Here is a 20,466-nt window from a genome sequence, read left to right as displayed (position 1 = left end):
GAATTCAATTTTATAGTTAACATTATACATATTAGTGAATAAAACACAATATAAAATCAATAAAAATTCGTATATCTCCCTAAACTTATATCATTGTTTTGGTCATTATGAAATCAATTTGTTCTTCATCACCCATATAAAAAGAGTGTGCGCCAGTTTGAACAAACCCCATTTTCTTATAAAAAGCAATGGCGTTTTCATTTTTTTCCCATACACCGAGCCAGATTTTCTTTTTATTATGTTCCATTGCAATTTCCATAGCTTTATTTAGCAGATATTTACCAAGCCCATGTTTTTGAGATCTGTTTTTTATATAAACCCTCTCAATTTCGAGCGACTCATTACCCATTTTTTCGGATTGGGCATTGTTCATATTTACCTTTAAATATCCAGCAAGTTCTTCATTGAAATAGATGAAAAAGAATTCTGAAGAGACGTTGGACAATTCCTTCTCCAACTGTTTAAAGTTAAATGCTCTTTCCAGATAGGCCTTCATATTTTCAGGTGAATTCAGATCCTTAAAAGTATCGTTGAATGTTTCAATACTTATTTCTTGGAGTATTTGTAGATCTTCACGGCTGCACTTTATTATTTTTACAGTCACTTTAAATTATCGCTCCTTCATGTAAATCAATAATTTCTCTTGTTCCCTTTTTTTACAAATTCCCATTCATCACCTATATTTTTTCTTACTCTTTGAAGAAGATTAAAAATGGTGTTTACTTCACTTTCCGAAAATCCCGCTAATGCAACATTATCCGAATAATCATGTTCTCTTTTTATAAAAGGATAGACTTTATTCCCTTTTTCTGTTGGAAAGAGTTTATTAATTTTTTTGTTATGCTGATCCTCTTCCTTTTCAATAAATCCGTTAATAACAAGTTTTTTTATAGCACGAGATGCGGTTGTTCGATCTACTTTTATCATCTCAACTAACTTTTCTTGAATGATTCCTGGGTTTTCACATATTCGTACAAGGTATAAATATTGTCCTTTTGTAAGGTCATATTCTTTGAATTCAATATTGCTTATAGAATCTAATGCTCTTGCGATCATTCCAATTTCACGAAGTACTTCCTTCATAATGGACTCCTTTACCCCTGTTTTGTTGCAAATGCAATAAAAATGATATATATTGAATTTACCTTATTTTTATTGCATTTGCAACAAAAAAATATATTAAAGAGGTCGAGTAAATTGAAATATATTTTTTTCGTATTAGGAATTTTTATATTATCCCTTGGAATTTCGTTCACTATACAATCAGACCTTGGGGCTTCACCTTTTGATGCACTTTTAGTAGGACTGTCTATAAATGTGGGGCTTACTGTGGGAAGTTGGGAAATCATAATAGCTATAATATTGATAGGTTGTAATTCGCTTTTAAAAAGACAAACACCAGAAGTTTTGGGGTTGTTAACAGCATTTATAACGGGTATTGGTATTGATATGTGGCTTTTTTTACTGCACAATTTGATAACACCTGAACTATGGTACAGCAAAGTTGTTTGTTTTGGAATTGGTTTAGTTGTTGTAGGATTAGGAACTGCAACATATTTACAGACAAATTTTGCACCCATTCCAGTTGATCGATTAACATTAATCATAAAGGAATTAACTAAAACAAATCTATTTTTTTCGAGAACATTCATCTACCTTATATTCTTGATCATAGCAGTCCTTTTAAACGGACCCATTGGCATTGGAACCTTGTTAACCGTTTGTTTAGGGGGGCTAATACTCAATTACTTTATGCCATTTACTAAAAAAATACTTGACCGCATATTAACACACTCTGCTACATCACCAAATCATGAGAAAGATAAAAGATGTAATATCCAAGTTGAGACTGAAGCTTGATGCTCATATCTCTTTGTTTCGATCTTAAGTTTCTCTTGGTCGAGCTTCAGTCATAGCATTTTTTCGGGACTAACGCCTGTGCTTGTTATCCTGCCTAGCTGCTTTGTTTTGGGAAGAGACGCCGTTTTAGTGCAGCTAGTCGGATTCTGCATCATTATCCTCTCTTAGCGTCGTTAGATACAAGCGAGATCTGCAAGTAGGACAGTATCAAGACTGGCAATGGGGCATACTGGCCATCTTGTTTTATAGCCTTTGTAATTAAGATTAGACAAGTTCCTTCTTCAACAGATGTAACTTTTAATGAGCAAAACAAAAAATCAAAAAAATGAAGGGACACTTTTAGAACGTGTCTCAATTCTATCTAAAAGAAAAAATGAGTCGTCAAGAGATATTCGGCTTAATTCTTGCATTGATTGGAATTATCGTAATTAAAATGATGGTTTAATCAAATTGGTCTTTAAACTGCATATGAATCAAACCAGCAATTTCTAACAAAAGAAGACCCGCGTTATTGAAACGCGGGTCTTCTTTTGTTAGAGTTCATTGAGCTTATTCAAAGTGGTACCTTTTAAATAATCTAAACAATTCGGAGCATAAAATGGAGCTAATCCATCTTATACTCTTCCCCTAATATATAATGTGCATAATCAACCTAAACTCGACGAATTGTTTTATAATACTTAAATTTTCAAATGGAATTGTTTTTGCTATTTTTTTAATGTTAGTAGATGATCATTGTGTCGGAAAAAGAATACTTTGCAGGCAAGGGCAGTCGGACAAGCCGCCACCCTCTGCACTCGCAAAGTGAAATCATTGCATTTTAGAAAACAAAGTCGATGGAATCCGGTGAGAAGCCTTCCGGCTGCTCGTCCGAGTTCACCTGAATATCGCTTAACAGCAAATCTGGATCGATTCCAATCTGGGACAGGATCGCTATCAAATCTCTGGTTAATCTCTCAATAGCGTCAGCCCCAAATAGCTTCGTGCAATATTCAAACGAACCCTTCATCTCCCCATCTTCATCACTCATAGACAAAGTCAAATCGAATTTGGAAATACGATGCTCCCGAACATACGGGCTGAAGGACAACGTTTCAAGCTGCGCTTCCGGCGACTCTGTGTTTTCCAGTACAAACATGGTGTCGAATAACGGGTTACGGCTTGCATCCCGTGTTACATCCAGCTTTTCCACCAACTCTTCCAGTGGATAATCCTGATGCTCGAAGGCTTGCAGCGTACGATCTCTGGCTTCCTGCAAGTAGCTGTGGAACGTTTGGTTGCCCCTCGGCTGATGCCGGATGGCTAGCGTGTTGACGAACATTCCGATCAGTGGCTCCAGCTCAGGCAACAAGCGGCCTGCTACTGGCGTACCGATGATCAAATCGTCCTGACCGCTGTATTTGGACAGCAGAACGGTGTAGGCGCTCAACAGCACCATGTACAGTGTACTTCCGGTTTGTGTCGCAATTCGGTGCAGTTGCTCGGATACATTCGCGTCCACTGTAAATTCATACATCGCACCTTCGAAGCTGCGAACAGCAGGTCTAGGATAAGCAATTGGCAAATTCAGTACCGGCAACTCTCCAGCTAAATGCTCCAGCCAGAAGTGTTCCCGGCGTTGGTATGATTCACGCTGCATCTCCTGCTGCTGCCACACGGCGTAGTCTTTGTACTGAATTTGCAGCGGCTCCAATGCCTGTCCTTCGTACAGTTGTACCAACTCCTGCACGATATTGTTCGACGATACACCGTCTGAAATAATATGGTGCATGTCGTACATCAGGAGATGGCGCTCTGGTCCGGTTTGAATAAGACGGACACGCAGCAGTGGTGCCTGGCGAAGGTCAAAGCTGCGTACAAAGGACTCGATATAGGCATCGGCTTCGGACTCCCTGGCTTGCAGGTGCTCTACTGCAAACTCCACTTGATCGTACACCCGCTGTACGACCTCGCCTTCCAGCATTTCAAAGGAAGTCCGCAGCGTTTCATGACGAGCTATTAACTGACGGAACGCATCCTCCAGCCGATCGGCCTGAAGCGGTCCCTCCACGGTTAGTACACCCGGCATATTGTAGCTGAGATCCCCACCTTCCAGATGGCTCAAAATGTACAGTCTTTTTTGAGCCGAGGAAACCGGGTAGTATGCCTGTTTCGCCGCCGCAGGAATCACCGTATAGGTGTCTGTGCCGTGCGTTGCGATGAGCTGGGCTTGCTGCTCAATCGTAAAGTGTTGGAACACCTCACGCAGCGTAATCCGGCTGTCCAGTTCCTGATGGATTTTGGCCACCAGCGTCGTTGCCCGCAGGGAGTGCCCACCCACGTCAAAGAATGAGTCGGTGACTCCTACGCTGGACAGCTTCAAGACATCCTGCCAGATTTGGGCTAGCTTGGCTTCCAGCGGCGTCCGCGGTGCAACATACTCCAGGCCTCCTTCGAGACGTGCTTCCGGTGCCGGCAACGCCTTGCGGTCGATTTTCCCGTTCGGTGTCAGCGGGAAACGATCCAGTTGTACCACATACGTCGGGATCATGTAATCCGGCAGCTTCGGCTGCAGCGCATTACGCAGCTCCGGCAAACTCAGGGACGATGAAGCTATGATGTAGGCACACAGGTCCTTGTGTCCGTCTTCGTTTTCCCATGCTGTGACGATGGCTTTCTGAATGCCGTCCACGGTCAGCAGCTGCGCTTCCACCTCACCCAGCTCGATCCGGTACCCCCGGATTTTCACTTGGTGGTCAATCCGGCCCAAATACTCAATGCTGCCGTCTGGCAACCACCGGGCCAGGTCGCCCGTTCGGTACATTCGGTGTGCGTAAGTGCTGTCCGCTTGATCGGTTGCTGCCGCAACAGCGAACGGATTCAGGACAAACTTCTCTGCCGTCAGCTCTGGCAGATTCAGGTATCCTCGTCCGACACCTGCACCCCCGATATAGAGTTCACCTGCGATACCGATCGGTACCAGCTGTTGCTGGCTGTTCAGGATGTACACCGACTGGTTCGCGATCGGCGTTCCGATAGATACCGTATGCTCCCCTTTTTCCAGCAGTGCGTTCAGGGACTCCATATCTTCAATCGTATAAGCGGTCGCATCTACCGTCGTTTCGGTCGGACCGTACACGTTCGTAATCACCGGACGATACCCGGCCCATTTGTGTAGGAACACATGTACCAGCTGCACGGATAATGCTTCGCCACCGATCAGGTAATGCTTCACTTCCGGTGCTTCCGTCACACTGACACTTTCATTCAAAATATGCAGATGCGCAGGTGTGCCGTCCGACAAATCAATCCGGTGTGTGCGGTAGTAGGCGATCAAATGCTCTCCGCTCAGACTGACGTCACGGGACACCACATGCAGGGTGTGGCCTAACAGCAAGCTGGCAAAGATTTGCTTCACCGAAGCGTCAAATACAAATGCTGACAGCCATGCGACATGAAGCGGCTGTTCGTAACGACTGTATACTCGTTTCCATAAAGCATCTACCAGATTGCTAACACTGCTCTGCTCAATCATGACCCCTTTCGGCTGACCGGTGGTGCCTGACGTATAAATCATATAGGCCAGGTTATGCGGGCCGGCGATAGGGATCAGGTTGCTCGCATCCTGTGCTCCCAGTTGAGCTTGAGCGTCCTCGTCATCCAAGACTACAGCTCGAACTGTGGATGGCAAGCTGAGCGACAGGTTGGCAACTCTACTTGTAATCACGACCTTGGCCCCACTGTTTTGGAGCATGTAGTCGATGCGCTCCTGTGGATACATCGTATCCATCGGCACATACGCGCCTCCGGCCTTCAGTACCCCCAGAATGCTCACCAGAATATCCGCAGAACGTTCCAGCAATACGCCCACCGGTTGATCTGCTTCGACCCCTTCCGCTCGTAACACACGAGCCAATTGGTTCGCACGCTCATTTAGCTCAGTGTAGGTCAGCGCGGTGGCCCCAGACACAACGGCTATCCGCTCAGGGTTGCGCTCAGCTTGCTCTTCAAAGCGTTCGCTGAGCGAATGGCCTTGCACCTGTCTGTGTTCAGCACAACGCACGCTATGTGCATTCGGATCATTGAACACCTTCAGAATCTGCTCGGTTTCTTCCGCCGTAATCAACTCCAGCTCTCCCAGCTTCGCATCCGGATTCGCCGCCACGGCTTCGACCAAGCGAACAAAGTGACGCGTCATCCGTTCTACCGTTTCGCGCTCGTACAACGCAGTTGCATACTGCAATCCAAACTGGATGCCTGCCTCTTCCTCTCTAGCTTCCATCATTAAATCAAACTTGACTGGCGTTTGTTCCAGGCCGTATGGACGGAAGCTCAGGTTTGCCAGTTGCAGTTCGCCTTCCTCAGTCGTTTGCAGCGTAAACATCGTATCGAACAGCGGATGGCGGCTCATATCCCGCTTCACGTTCAGCTTTTCCACTAGCTCCTCAAACGGATAGTCCTGGTGCTCGTAAGCTTGCAGGGCACGCGTCTTCACATCCTCCACATAGCTTCGGAAGCTTTGCTCTGACGTCGGATAGTTCCGCAATGCCAGCGTTCCGACGAACATCCCAATCATCGGCTCCAGATCGGCATGCGGTCGTCCGGCAATTGGTGTGCCGACTACGATATCTTCTTGCCCGCTGTATTGGTGTAGGAGTGCAGTGTACGCTGCCAGCAGCACCATATACAGCGTGGAGCCTGTGTACGCCGCCAGTTCTTTCAGCCGTTCGCTGACTTCACGTTCCAATCCGAACACCACCGTATCGCCTGCCGTACTTCGCACCGCCGGACGGGCAAAGTCCGTAGGTACATCCAGTACAGGCAGTTCCCCCCGGAAGGTGCCCAGCCAGTACGCTTCCTGACGTTGCATCCACTCCTGATGGGCTTCGCTTTGCTGCCATACCGCATAATCCTTGTATTGTATCCGCAATGGTAATAGCTCTTCACCGTCGTACAAGCGGACAAATTCATCGGTCAGTACACCCATGGACACGCCATCCGAAACGATGTGGTGCATATCGAGCATGAGTAAATGCTGCGGTTCCTGCTCGGTTCCTTGTACGCCCAAATCTACCAAGCCTACTCGCAGCAGCGGAGCAGCTTTCAGATCGAACGGTCGTACAAACTGCCGCACCCGTTCTTGTACTTCCTGGCTGACCATCGTGTCCGCATCCGTGGTTGTGTCCTGGTCTGTATTCGTAGTCGCACCCTCTACCTGTACCTTTGTATACTCCACCTCGAACGGCACGGTGTCCTCAATCCATTGCACCGGCTCACTGTCCACCAGCTCAAAGCGGGTACGCAAGGTCGCATGACGGGCGATTAATTGACGGAACGCGTTTTCTACCCGCTTCACATCCAGGGGTCCGCTCACTTGCAGCACTGACGGCATGTTGTAGTTCACATCATTCGGGTCGAACTGATGCAGCACATACAGTCGTTTTTGCGCCGACGATAACGGGTAGAAGTTGCGTTCTTCCGTTACTGGAATGGACGCATATGTTACTTGATCCAGATATTCCAGTACGACTGCCAATTGCTCAATCGTTGGTGCTTCAAAAATACTGCGCAATGGAAGCGGCTTGTTCAGCTCCTTGTGAATCCTCGAGGCGAGCGTCGTCGCCCGCAGTGAATGCCCACCAATCTCGAAGAAGTTTTCCTTCACGCCGACCTGCGCCAGGCCCAGCACATCCTGCCAGATTTGCGCCAACTTCACTTCCACCCACGTCCGCGGTGCGACATAGTCGGCTACGCTTTGCAGGCTGTCTTCTGGTGCTGGTAGAGCCTTGCGGTCGATTTTACCGTTCGGTGTCAGCGGCATTTGCTCCAGCTGTACCAGATAGGAAGGGATCATGTAACCCGGCAGCTTCTGGCTCAAATCGCTGCGTAGCTCACTTGCGACAACTTCCTCATCGGCGACCACATAAGCGCAGAGCTGCTTCTGCCCTTGCTCATCTTCCCGTGCGATGACCACAGCTTCTCGCACTGCCTCCAGCTTCAACAGCTGCGTTTCTACCTCGCCCAGTTCGATCCGGTAGCCCCGAATTTTCACCTGCGCATCGATCCGCCCCTTATATTCAAGCGTACCGTCCACATTTAAGCGTACCGTGTCACCTGTGCGATAGCAGCGTTCTCCGCTGCGGAACGGGCTATCAATGAACTTTTCGGATGTCAGGTCCGGACGGTTGCGGTATCCACGTGCCACCCCGTCACCGCCTACCAGCAGTTCACCCCATACCCCGACGGGTTGAAGCCGCATCGAACGGTCCACGACGTACGCTGTTGAATTATGGATCGGTCTACCAATTGGCACCGATTCCGATTGCACACCGGTGATCGCATGCACTGTGGAAAAAGTCGTATTTTCAGTCGGGCCATAGATGTTACTGATTCGAAGGGACGGATGGGCCTCCAGCACCCGGTTCATATGTGGTACGGACATCACATCACCGCCGACCAGCAGTTCCCGTATCCCCTCGAACAGCGCCAAATCCTGCTGAGACAACTGGTTAAAGAGCGGTGTGGTCAGAAACATCGTGGTAATACCGTGACTGCGCACTGCTTCCTTAAGCTTGAGCACGTCCAAAATGATATCCTGACTCACTAGCACCAGCTGTCCACCGTTTAATAGAGCGCCCCAAATTTCGAAGGTGGATGCGTCGAAAACAATAGCCCCTGTCTGCAAAATGCGCGTGTCAGCATCCAACTGCGCGTAGTTTGTATTTTTCACCAAACGTACGACATTACGATGCTCTACCATGACACCCTTCGGCTGCCCCGTCGTACCTGACGTATAAATGACATACGTTAGATCGTTCGGACCGGACAACGGCTCCAGGTTGGAACCATCCTCGTGATACACACTTTGTGCTCCATTCAGCACCAGTACCTGACCATCAAAAGCTACTTTGTCCACCAGATGGCTTTGCGTTAACAACAGCTCTACTCCCGAGTCGTCCAGCATGTAGCGGATACGCTCCTCCGGATACGTCGGATCGATGGGGACATATGCGCCCCCAGCTTTCAAAATGCCTAAGATCCCCACGATCAAGTCTACCGAACGCTCGGTCATCAGTCCCACCAAACGATCCTTCGTCACACCTTGACTACGCAAGGTGCGCGCCAGACGATTCGCACGTTCATTCAGCTCGCGATAGGTCAGCTGCTCTCCTTCAAAGAACAACGCTGGCTGTTCCGGTGTCTGCACCGTTTGTGTCTCGAACAAGCCATGAATCGTTTGCTCGCTTGGATACTCAGCAGCTGTATTGCCCCATACGGTGAGAATTTGCTCACGCTCCTGCTCACTTACCATATCCAGCTCCTGCACCCGAATGTCCGGCTTCGCTACCACCTGCTCCAACAGCTGTATCAGATGGCCCTGAGTCCGTTCAACGGCTTCCCGATCATATAACTTCGCATTGTATTCAAATCGGATTTTCATCGCTTCCTGCGGCATAACAACCAGATTGAAATCATAGTTGGTTTGTTCAATCATGCCGGCATTGCGAATTTCAAAGTCCGACGCTGCACCTTCGCCAAGTTGCTCGACCTGCTCCTCCACCGGATAGTTTTCAAACACGATAATGTGGTTGATCAGGTCTTGCTTTTGCTCGGTCAAGGCTTGAATTTCATACAGCGGATACGTTTCATAATCTTGAGAAGTCAGCGCCTGTTTCTGATTCGTTCTGATCAGGTCGGCAAAGGTATCGTCAACCCCACTGCGGATACGTATTGGAATGGTGTTAATGAACAAGCCCACCATGTTTTCGATCCCCGAAATATCCGCTGGACGACCCGACACTACACCACCAAAAACAGCGTCATCACTACCGTTGTACTTTTGGAGCAGCAAGCCCCAAGCTGTTTGCAGCAATGTATTCGGGGTCACGTGGTGCTGCTTGGCCACCATTTCCATACGTCCAGTCAAATCCTTGCCCAGATCACACAGGATATGCTCAAATTGGGCATCGTCCGCTTTCACGCCTACTTTTCCGGTCGGAATCGAAGTTTGCTGCTCATAGCCGAGCAAATAATCCTTCCAGTAGGAAGCTGCTGCTTCTTCATCCTGTGCTTCAAGCCACTCAATATACTGACTGTATGGAGTCACGGGGGCAAGCTTCGGCTGTCTATGCTCCACGGCTGCAAAATAAGCCTCAAACACCTCATCCGTGACTAAAGCCACACACCAGCCATCCATCAAGATGTGATGAGAGCTCCACACAAAATAATAATCCTCATCACCTGTTCGTAAAATCGCCACGCGCATCAACGCATCCCGGGACAAATCGAATCCGGCTGCCTTGTCCTGGCGAATAAATTCCTGCACATACGCGTCACGCTCCTGCTCATTCAGATGACGCAAATCTTCACATCTGAAACCAACCTCCTTGCGGCGGAAAATCACCTGCACAGGCTCATCCTGCCAACCGCTGATGAAATTAGCTCTAAAGATCTCATGCCGCTGCGCCAAATGATTCAAGCTATCTTGGAAAATATCCGCTTGGAAGCGTCCGTGCAAATCAAAGGTCGTTTGTTCAAAATAAGCTCCTGACGCTGCATCCATCAGACTATGGAACAGCATGCCTTTTTGCATCGGCGTCAACGCATATACATTTTCCAGTTCCCCGATGTCACGAGTCCGCTCTACCAACTGATCCAGCTCGGCCATGGTTACATGTTTAAGCATGACATCGCTTGGCGTCAGTTCTTGCTGTTTGCGGCCTACACAATGCGCAATGATTTCCTGCAAACTGATTTTGAACTCTTCAGCTAACTGCTCCATCGTTTCATGACGATATTCCTGCTTGCTGTAGCTGATTGTCAATTGCAGTTCGCCTTCCGAAATCAGTCCGTTCATATCCAGCGTGTGCGATCTGGCTGCATGGGCGCTAAGCTCTGCACCGCTAGAGTAAGGAGATACGCCAAAGGACTGACTTTGCATATCTTGATCAAATTGTCCCAGATAGTTAAAGCTGATTTCAGGTTCGGTCACAAAACGCTCTTGCTCACGGGCTGCGGACAGGTATCTCAACATCCCGTAGCCAATGCCCTTTTGCGGAATGCGGCGGAGTCCTTCTTTCACCTGTTTGATGCGCTGTGAAAGGTCTTGCCCCACGCTCATATCCAGCACCACCGGGAATTGGGTCGTAAACCAGCCCACCGTCCGCGTAATATCCAGTTCTGGCAAAATGGACTCCCGTCCATGGCCTTCCAGGCTCACGAGCACTCGTTCCAAGCCCGCCCAGCGATGAATAGTCAGTCCTAAGGCGGTAAGCAGCAAATCATTCATCTCCGTGTTGTAGGCACGATGCGCCTGTTTTAACAACTGCTCCGTTTCCTGAGCTGTCCACGTAACTGTCATGTTCTCGCTGTCCCTATTCAAGGAATGAGAATGGGATTCGTCTTTTGGAAGCGGCTGATATACGCCCTGTTCCATTTCCTGCCAGAATGCGAGTTCTGCTGCCATGGCCGGACTGTTCGCATATTGAGACTGTCCATCCGCCCAGGTGCGGAATGAATCCGTTTTGTGCGGAAGACGAGCCGTTTGTCCGTTCAATGCCTGCTCGTAGGCGGTTGTAATATCCTCGAACAAAATTCGCCAAGATACGGTATCCACCACCAAGTGATGAATCGCCATCAGCAAATGATCACCATCTGGGCAATGGAACAGCCCCAGTTTCACCAGCGGTCCTTCGCTTAACTGAATACCCGCCTGAATTTCATTCACTTTAGCCTCGATCGCCGCTGACACCTCAGTCTCATGGCTGAGGTCTATACGTTCCAGCGTATACAGCTCGCCCTCCCCAATTGCGCGGTTCCAGGCTTCATATCCGTGCTCCGTAGGACGGAAAACGATCCGCAGTGCGTCGTGATGGCTAACGATTTGATCCATCGCCGTGCGCAGGGCCGGTTCATCAAAACCGTCCTTGCTATGCAGCATGATGGACTGGTTATGATGATGAGCATCCGTCAGGTTCTGCTCAAAGAACCAGTGTTGCACCGGTGTCAGTTTCACAGCGCCCACCACTTCGCTCTGATCCGCCAATCGGGTCACCGATTGGACTTTCAGTGCCAAGGCAGACACGGTTGGATGACTGAACAGGTCTTTCATCTCCAGTCGATAACCTGCTTGCAGCAATCGGGAGGATACTTGTAAGGCTTTGATCGAATCGCCACCCAGCTCAAAGAAGTTATCCTGCGTGCCTACCGCTTCCACGCCGAGCACCCCGGCCCATACCGCAGCCAGTACTTGCTCCACCGTGGTACGCGGTGCCACATAGGCTGCACCCGTATGGATGCTTCCTTCCGGTTCCGGCAAGGCCTTACGGTCGATTTTACCGTTGCTGGTCAGCGGGATCGTCTCCAGTTGCATCAAACGTGCAGGCACCATGTGCGCTGGCAGTCCGGCTTCCAGTTCGGCCTGTACCTCCTCGATCCGCAGCTCAGCTTCTCCTGTGATGTATCCGCACAAGTACTTGTGTCCACGCTCATCCGTCCGGTCGATGACTACCGCTTGACGTACACCCGGCACCCGCTGGATCGCCGTTTCGATCTCGCCCAGCTCGATCCGATAGCCCCGGATTTTCACTTGATAGTCCATCCGGCCGATAAAGTCCACATTGCCGTCCGGCATCCATCGCGCCAAGTCACCTGTGCGGTATAATCGTTCACCTGGCACGAACGGATTGGCTACGAATTTCTCGGCCGTCAGGTCCGCACGGTTCAGGTAGCCTCGTGCTACCCCAATTCCACCGATGCACAACTCGCCCAGTACGCCGATCGGCACCGGATTCAGCTGGCTGTCCACGATGTAGAAGCGTGCGTTCAGCCATGCCTGTCCAATCGGTACACTGCCACTGTCCGGCAGCTTCAACAGTTCTTCGTCGTAGAAGCTGGAGTCGATCGCCGCTTCCGTGACGCCGTAGCTGTTCATAATGCGGATATCCGCACCAAATCGTTCTTGCAGCACCCGATAATCCGTCACGCTGCAGCTATCCGAGCTGGTAATCAGCAATTCCAGACTGCTCATGTCCAGTCCCTGCTCATATACATGCTGCATAAACGGTACGATCAGGGCTGGAGTCGATTCGAACACCGTAATCTGATAGTCGTGAATCCAGCCATACAGACGGCTTGGGTCAATCCGGTCGTCTTTCGGACAGATGACCATCGTTCCGCCGTTATAGAGCGTCCGGGCAATATCGCCGACGAACACGTCGAAGGAGAAGCTTGCCAGCTGCAGCAAACGTACCGGGAACTGGTTCAGGCGATAATCCCGACGATACGCCGCGGCGGTATTCACCAAGCTGCGATGCTCAATCATGACGCCCTTCGGACGTCCCGTTGTCCCTGAGGTGTAGATCACATACGCCAGATCCTGCGGTTCGTTGATGTGATTGACGTCTGTGGTATCTCCGGTGTACAGCGACTCATCGTCCAGTGCCAGTACGGTGTGCAGACGCAGCCCTGTTGCGGGTTCGGATGTAGGTTGGCTTTCCTCGAGCCATGCCTGTGCACGCTCCTGCAAGCCGATTTGGGTCAACAGTACCGTCGCACCACTGTCCTCCAGCATGAAACGAATACGTTCGGACGGATAATCTGCATCCAGCGGCACATAGGCGCCTCCTGCCTTCCACACCGCCAGTACGCCAACCAGCATGTCGACCGAACGTTCACTCAAAATGCCAACAATCGACTCGCGTCCAATGCCTTCATTTCGCAGTCTACGGGCTAATTGGTTCGCACGCTCGTTCAGTGTGCGGTACGTCAGTTGTTGTTCCTCGTACACCACCGCCACATGATCTGGTATAAGCTGGGTCTGTTCTTCCACATAAGTATGGAATAAGCCTCCTGCTTCAGCAGTAACATCCGATACTCCCACATCTCCAAAACCGTAGATGATTTGTGCCTTCTCCTCGACAGTTACCATATCCAAAGCTGCCAGTGGCTGCTGCGGATGAAGAGTAATCGCACGTACAAGTTCGGTAAAATGCTGTGCCAATCGCGCGATGGTCTCAGGCTTGTACAGCGCCGTGCTGTATTCCAGACTGCACAGAATGCCTTCCGGCTGCTCCACGGCATCCAAGGTCAGATCAAATTTGGCCGTATGATTGTCTGTCGGATACGTTTTAAAGGTCAGACCTTCCAGCTCGAACTCCTGCTGTTCAAATGTTTTCAATTCAAACATGGTGTCAAACAGCGCATTCCGGCTCGTATCCCGCGTTAAATTCAGCTTTTCAACCAGCTCTTCAAAAGGATATTCCTGATGTTCGTAAGCACTGAGCGCATGCTCTTTGACCTCTTGCAAGTAGTCTAGGAACGTTTTGTCACCAGCCGGATAATTGCGGATTGCCAGCGTGTTGAGGAATACGCCTACCAAGCTCTCCAGTTCCGCATGTGGTCTTCCGGCAATCGGCGTGCCGACGATAATGTCTTCCTGTCCCGAATATTTATGCAAAAGCGTGCTATACGCGGCCAGCAATACCATGTACAAGGTGGAGCCGGTTTGCGCGGCCAGCTGTTTCAACTGTTCGCTGTCCTCCAGGCTGATCGCAAATTCCAATCGCGCTCCTTCCAGACGCTGTACGGCTGGTCTTGCAAAATCCGTAGGCATATCCAGCACCGGAATGTCACCAGCCATCGTGTTCAGCCAGTAGCTTTCCTGCTCACGAAGCCGCTCACTTTGCATATCGGCATGCTGCCAAACCGCATAGTCCTTGTACTGAATACGGAGTGGCGGCAGTTCCTTGCCTTCATACAATTGAGAGAACTCCTGCACGATAATTCCTTCCGTGACGCCATCCGAAATAATATGGTGCATGTCATAGAGCATGACGTGACGCTCCGGTCCGGTTTCCACCAGCTGAACCCGCAGCAATGGTGCTTGTGCGAGATCAAATGCGCGTACAAAGTCTTGGGCATACTGCTGGGTCTCTTCTTCGCTTGCCTGCACATGCTCCACGCTGAATGCGACGCCCGATTCAATCCGTTGAATCACCTCACCATCCACCATCTCGAATCGGGTTCGCAGGGCTTCATGACGGGCAATCAGCTGGCGGAAGGCTTGTTCCAGTCGTTTTTTATCCAAGGAACCTTCGATAATCAACGCTCCTGGCATGTTGTAGCTAACCTCTCCACCTTCCAGGTGACTCAGCACGTACATCCGTTTTTGCGCCGAGGAAACAGGATAATATTCACGCTCCTCCACCACAGGAATAGATACATACGTTTGCTGGGTCTGATCTTCACCCATCAACTGCACCAGTTGCTCAATCGTCGGATATTGGAAAATATCTCGCAACGCCAGCTTGTGATTCAGCTCCTGATGGATTTTCGCCATCAGGGTGGTAGCGCGCAGAGAATGTCCTCCCACTTCAAAGAAGTTATCCTGGATGCCTATTTGATGATGATTCAGAACGCTTTGCCAAATACGTACCAACTGCTCTTCCAGCGGTGTGCGCGGTGCCACGTACGCCGTGCCTCCTTCGAGGCGCGCTTCTGGCGCAGGCAACGCTTTGCGGTCAATTTTTCCGTTCGGTGTCAGCGGGAAACGATCCAGTTGTACGACATAGGTCGGGATCATATAGCCCGGCAGTTTGGGCTGGAGTGTGCTGCGCAGATCCGGCAAATTCAGCGCCTCCGAGGCTACGACATACGCACACAGATCCTTGTCTCCGTCTTCGTTTTCCCAGGCGGTGACGATGGCTTTCTGAATGCCGTCCACGGTCAGCAGCTGCGCTTCCACCTCGCCCAGTTCAATCCGGAAGCCCCGGATTTTGACTTGATCATCCATCCGGCCGATAAAGTCTACATTGCCGTCCGGCATCCATCGCGCCAAATCGCCTGTACGGTACAACCGTTCACCTGGTACATACGGATTCGCTACGAATTTCTCGGCTGTCAGGTCTGCACGATTCAGGTAGCCTCGTGCCACCCCGGCTCCGCCAATGCACAGCTCACCCAGTACGCCGATCGGCACCGGATTCAGCTGGCTGTCCACAATGTAGAAGCGTGCGTTCAGCCACGCCTGACCAATCGGCACATGGCCGCTGCTTGGCAGCTTCGACAGCTCTTCGTCGTAGAAGCTGGAGTCAATCGCCGCTTCGGTGACGCCGTAGCTGTTCATAATGCGGATATCCGCACCAAACCGCTCTTGCAGCACTCGGTAGTCCGTCACGCTGCAACTATCCGAGCTCGTGATCAGCAGCTCCAGACTGCTCATGTCCAGCCCCTGTTCATGCACATGCTGCATAAACGGTACGATCAGGGCCGGAGTCGATTCGAACACGGTAATCTGGACATCGCGAATCCAGTCATACAAACGGCTAAAATCAATCCGGTCGTCTTTCGGACAAATGACCATCGTGCCGCCGTTATAGAGCGTCCGCGCGATATCCCCGACGAATACGTCGAACGAGAAGCTCGCCAGCTGTAGCAGTCGGACTGGGAATTGGTTCAGGCGATAATCCCGGCGATACGCCGTAGCCGTATTCACCAGGCTGCGATGCTCGATCATGACGCCCTTCGGCCGTCCGGTTGTCCCGGATGTATAGATCACATACGCCAAATCGTGCGGTTCGTTGATGTGATCGACGTCTGTCGTATCTCCGGTGTACAGTGACTCATCGTCCAATGCCAATACGGTATGCAGACGCAGCCCTGTTGCCGGTTCGGATGCTGCTTCGCTGTCAGACTTCGAATCTGATTTTGAGCCTAAGTTTTCATTTAGGCTGTCTCTTTCCATCGTTTCAGCACCAGCCGCTGTTTCCAACTCACCCTCAGTCTGCCCTCCGGCCAAGGCCTGTCGGCTTTCCCCAAGCCATATCTGTGCTTGCTCCTGTAAGCCGATTTGGGTCAACAATACCGTCGCACCACTGTCCTCCAGCATGAAACGAATCCGTTCGGACGGATAATCTGCATCCAGCGGCACATAGGCGCCTCCTGCCTTCCACACCGCCAGTACGCCGACCAGCATGTCTACCGAACGTTCACTTAAAATACCGACAATCGACTCGCGTCCAATGCCTTCATTTCGCAGTCTACGGGCTAATTGGTTCGCACGCTCGTTCAGTTTCCGGTACGTAAGCTGCTGCTCCTCGTACACCACTGCCACGTGATCCGGCACAAGCTGTGCCTGTTCTTCCACAAAGGTATGGAATAAGGCTCCTGCTTCAGCAGCAACATCCGATACTCCTACATCTCCAAATCCATAGATGATCTGTGCTTTTTCCTCGGCAGGTACCATATCCAAAACTGCCAGCGGCTGCTGCGGATGCAGTGTAATTGCACGTACGAGTTCGGTAAAATGCTGTGCCAATCGCGCAATGGTCTCAGGCTTGTACAACGCCGTGCTATATTCCAGACTGCACAGAATGCCTTCTGGTTGCTCCACTGCATCTAAAGTCAGATCAAACTTGGCCGTATGATTTTCCAGTGGATACGAATTCAGGGTCAGACCTTCCAGCAGTAACTCCTGTTGCTCCAAGGTTTTCAGCTCAAACATCGTGTCAAACAGCGCATTTCGGCTCGTATCCCGCGTCAAATTCAGCTGTTCAACCAGCTCTTCAAAGGGATAGTCCTGATGCTCATAAGCACTGAGCGCATGCTCCTTCACCTCTTGCAGATAATCCAGGAACGTTTTGTCGCTGGACGGATAATTGCGAATCGCCAGCGTGTTAATGAAGACACCCACCAGATTACTGAGCTCCGCATGCGGTCGTCCTGCAATCGGCGTGCCGACGACAATGTCCTCTTGGCCCGTGTATTTGTGCAAGAGCGTAGTGTACGCCGCCAGCAGCACCATATACAGGGTAGAGCCTGTTTGCGAAGCCAGTTCTTTCAGGCATTCACTAACCTCACGCCCCAGTGCAAACTCGATCGTATCCCCTGCCGTACTCTGCACCGCCGGACGGGCAAAGTCGGTTGACAGATCCAGTACAGGCACTCCGCCCCGGAAAGTGCCCAGCCAGTACGCTTCCTGACGCTGCATCCACTCCTGATGGGTTTCGCTTTGTTGCCATACGGCATAGTCTTTGTACTGAATCCGCAATGGCGACAGTTCTTCACCGCCATACAAGCGGACAAACTCATCGGTCAGTACCTCCATGGACACACCATCCGAAACGATATGGTGCATGTCGAGCATGAGTAAATGCTGGGATTCTTGCTCTACTCCTTGGACACCTAGATCCACCAAGCCTACCCGCAGCAGCGGTGCAGCTTTTAGATCAAACGGACGGATAAACTGCCGGACCCGTTCTTGTGCTTCCTCGCTAATCCTCGTGTACGTAGCTGTAGTTGTATCCAATCCTGTAGCTGTGTCCTGATCCGTAGCCGTAGTCGTACTCTCTACCTGTACCTTCGTATATTCCACCTCGAATGGCACGGTATCCTCAATCCATTGCATCGGCTCATTGTCTACCAGCTCAAAGCGGGTACGCAAGGTTGCATGACGATCAATTAGTTGACGGAACACGTCTTCTACTCGTTTCACATCCAGCGGACCGCTCACTTGCAGCACTGACGGCATGTTGTAGTTCACATCACTTGGATCAAACTGATGCAGTACATACAGTCGTTTTTGTGCTGAAGATAACGGGTAGAAGCTGCGTTCTTCTGTTACCGGAATGGACGCGTACACCACTTGATCCAGACCTTCCAGAACGGCTGCCAGTTGTTCAATCGTGGGTGCTTCAAAAATACTGCGCAGGGGAAGCGGCTTGTTCAACTCCTTGTGAATCTTTGAGGCCAGTGTCGTCGCCCGCAGCGAGTGTCCACCAATCTCAAAGAAGTTTTCCTTCACGCCGACCTGCGCCAGGCCCAGTACATCCTGCCAAATTTGCGCCAGCTTCACTTCCACCCACGTCCGCGGTGCGACATAATCGGCTCCGCTTTGCAGGCTGCCTTCCGGTGCTGGCAGGGCCTTACGGTCAATTTTGCCATTGGGACTCAGCGGCATTTGCTCCAGTTGTACAAAGTAGGACGGCACCATATAGCTTGGCAGCTCTCGGCCCAGCTCACTTCTCAGCTCGCTGGCTCCTAGCTCTTGCCCCGCGACATAGTACGCCACCATTTGTTTTTGTCCCGTTTCGTCTGCACGAGCCATGACAACCGCTTCTCGCACGGACGCTACTTGGAGCAGCTGCGTTTCGACCTCGCCAAGCTCAATCCGGTACCCTCGGATTTTCACCTGATGGTCGATCCGGCCCAAATATTCAATGTTGCCGTCCGGCATCCATCTCGCCAAATCGCCGGTGCGGTACATCCGCTCATACCCGGCTTCCCCGCCGGCAAACGGATCTTTCACAAATTTCTCGGCCGTCAGCTCCGGACGGTTCAGATACCCACGTGCCACACCGACACCACCGATGCACAACTCCCCTGCAACCCCAATCGGCTGCAATTGCTCCGTGCCTTCCTTCACGATGTACAGGCGAATGTTTTGAATCGGTTTTCCGATCGGAATGACTGCATATTCTTCCGTCGGCTCGCAATCAAAGTACGATACGTCCACCGTCGCTTCGGTTGGACCGTACAGGTTGATCAGCTTCGCTCCGGTCAGGCTCGACACGAGCCGTTGGAAGCGAGCCACATGCTGTGGCGGCAAGGCTTCACCACTGGCAAAGACATGACGCAGCGTTGCCAGTTTCACTTGCATCACTTCCCGTGGCTGCTGCTCCACATACTCCAGGAACGCATGCAGCATGGCAGGTACAAAGTGCATCGTGCTCACGCCATCGCGGGCAATCGTGTCCACGATGTCTTCCGGGTTCTTTTCCCCGCCGACCGGCAACAGGCCTACCTTCGAGCCGACCATTGACCACCAGAACAGCTCCCACACCGACACGTCGAAGGTGAAGGCGGTCTTTTGCAGAATTGTATCTTCCGCACTCAGGCCATAGCGATCATGCATCCACAAAATCCGGTTCAGCACGGAATGGTGCTCCACCATCACACCCTTCGGTTTTCCCGTAGAGCCAGAGGTATAGATCACATAGGCGATATGGTGCGGCCCGGCCAGTGGCTCCAGATTCGAGCCGTCTTCGTGGTAGATGTCCTTGCCAGCCTGCTCATGACGATCCAGCACCAGCACCTTGCCGTCGAAGCTCAAGGATGCTTGCTCCGCCAGATGCGATTGCGTCAGCACCAGCTTCGCTCCCGAATCCTCCAGCATGAAGCGGATGCGGTCGGCCGGATATTCTGGATCAATTGGCACGTAGGCTCCGCCGGCCTTGAGAATCGCATAGATGCCTACAATCATGTCCAATGAACGGTGAACCAGAATGCCCACAGGCTGATCCGGTTTAACCCCTTGCGCACGCAAGGTGCGTGCGAGACGGTTGGCTCGCTCGTTCAGCTCCGCGTAGGTCAACGATACCGCTCCACACAACACCGCCACTTGCTCCGGCGTGTTCGCTACCTGCTGCTCGAACAGTGCGCTTAGCGTTTGATCCTGCGGATAAGCTGCCGCCGTATCCCCCCAGACCTGAACGATCTGCGCCTGCTCTTCCGGTGTCACCAATTCCAGCTCATTCACACGGATATGCGGATTATTCACGATTTGCTCGATGACATGCAGTACATGTCCCTGCATCCGCTCGATCGTAGACCGATCGTATACATTGGCGT

General features: G+C 51.0%; 4 protein-coding genes (1 of these 4 running past the window's edge). 1 reads left to right on the top strand and 3 read right to left on the bottom strand.

What is annotated here, in order from left to right:
* Nucleotides 1–85 precede the first annotated feature (85 nt).
* On the bottom strand, nt 86–604 hold the full coding sequence (locus tag MHH57_RS12075; RefSeq protein ID WP_165150630.1) for a GNAT family N-acetyltransferase: 519 nt from the start codon (nt 602–604) through the stop codon (nt 86–88).
* Nucleotides 605–630: 26 nt separating this feature from the next.
* A complete protein-coding gene (locus tag MHH57_RS12070) occupies nt 631–1,083 on the bottom strand; it encodes a MarR family transcriptional regulator (protein WP_340885407.1) in 453 nt (150 codons plus the stop codon).
* A gap of 114 nt (nt 1,084–1,197) precedes the next feature.
* Between MHH57_RS12070 and MHH57_RS12065 the strand changes: the two genes are divergently transcribed.
* Complete coding sequence (locus tag MHH57_RS12065; RefSeq protein WP_340885403.1) at nt 1,198–1,860, top strand: YitT family protein; 663 nt, start codon at nt 1,198–1,200, stop codon at nt 1,858–1,860.
* Nucleotides 1,861–2,680: 820 nt separating this feature from the next.
* Here MHH57_RS12065 and MHH57_RS12060 read toward each other — a convergent pair.
* Nucleotides 2,681–20,466: the 3' end of a non-ribosomal peptide synthase/polyketide synthase gene (locus MHH57_RS12060; RefSeq protein ID WP_342435122.1), read on the bottom strand. The gene runs 24,421 nt beyond the window's last position; only the last 17,786 of its 42,207 coding nucleotides appear in the window; its start codon lies beyond the right edge, outside the window — the gene reads right to left on this strand; the stop codon is at nt 2,681–2,683.

Origin of the sequence: Paenibacillus sp. FSL H7-0442 (genome assembly GCF_038593105.1) — a bacterium.
GTDB lineage: Bacteria > Bacillota > Bacilli > Paenibacillales > Paenibacillaceae > Paenibacillus > Paenibacillus polymyxa_D.
This window is presented reverse-complemented; position numbering and strand designations above follow the sequence as displayed.

Bases quoted from the DNA above. Each gene is read 5' to 3' on its own strand.
- MHH57_RS12070 (WP_340885407.1), bottom strand. From the start codon at position 1,083: ATGAAGGAAGTACTTCGTGAAATTGGAATGATCGCAAGAGCATTAGAT.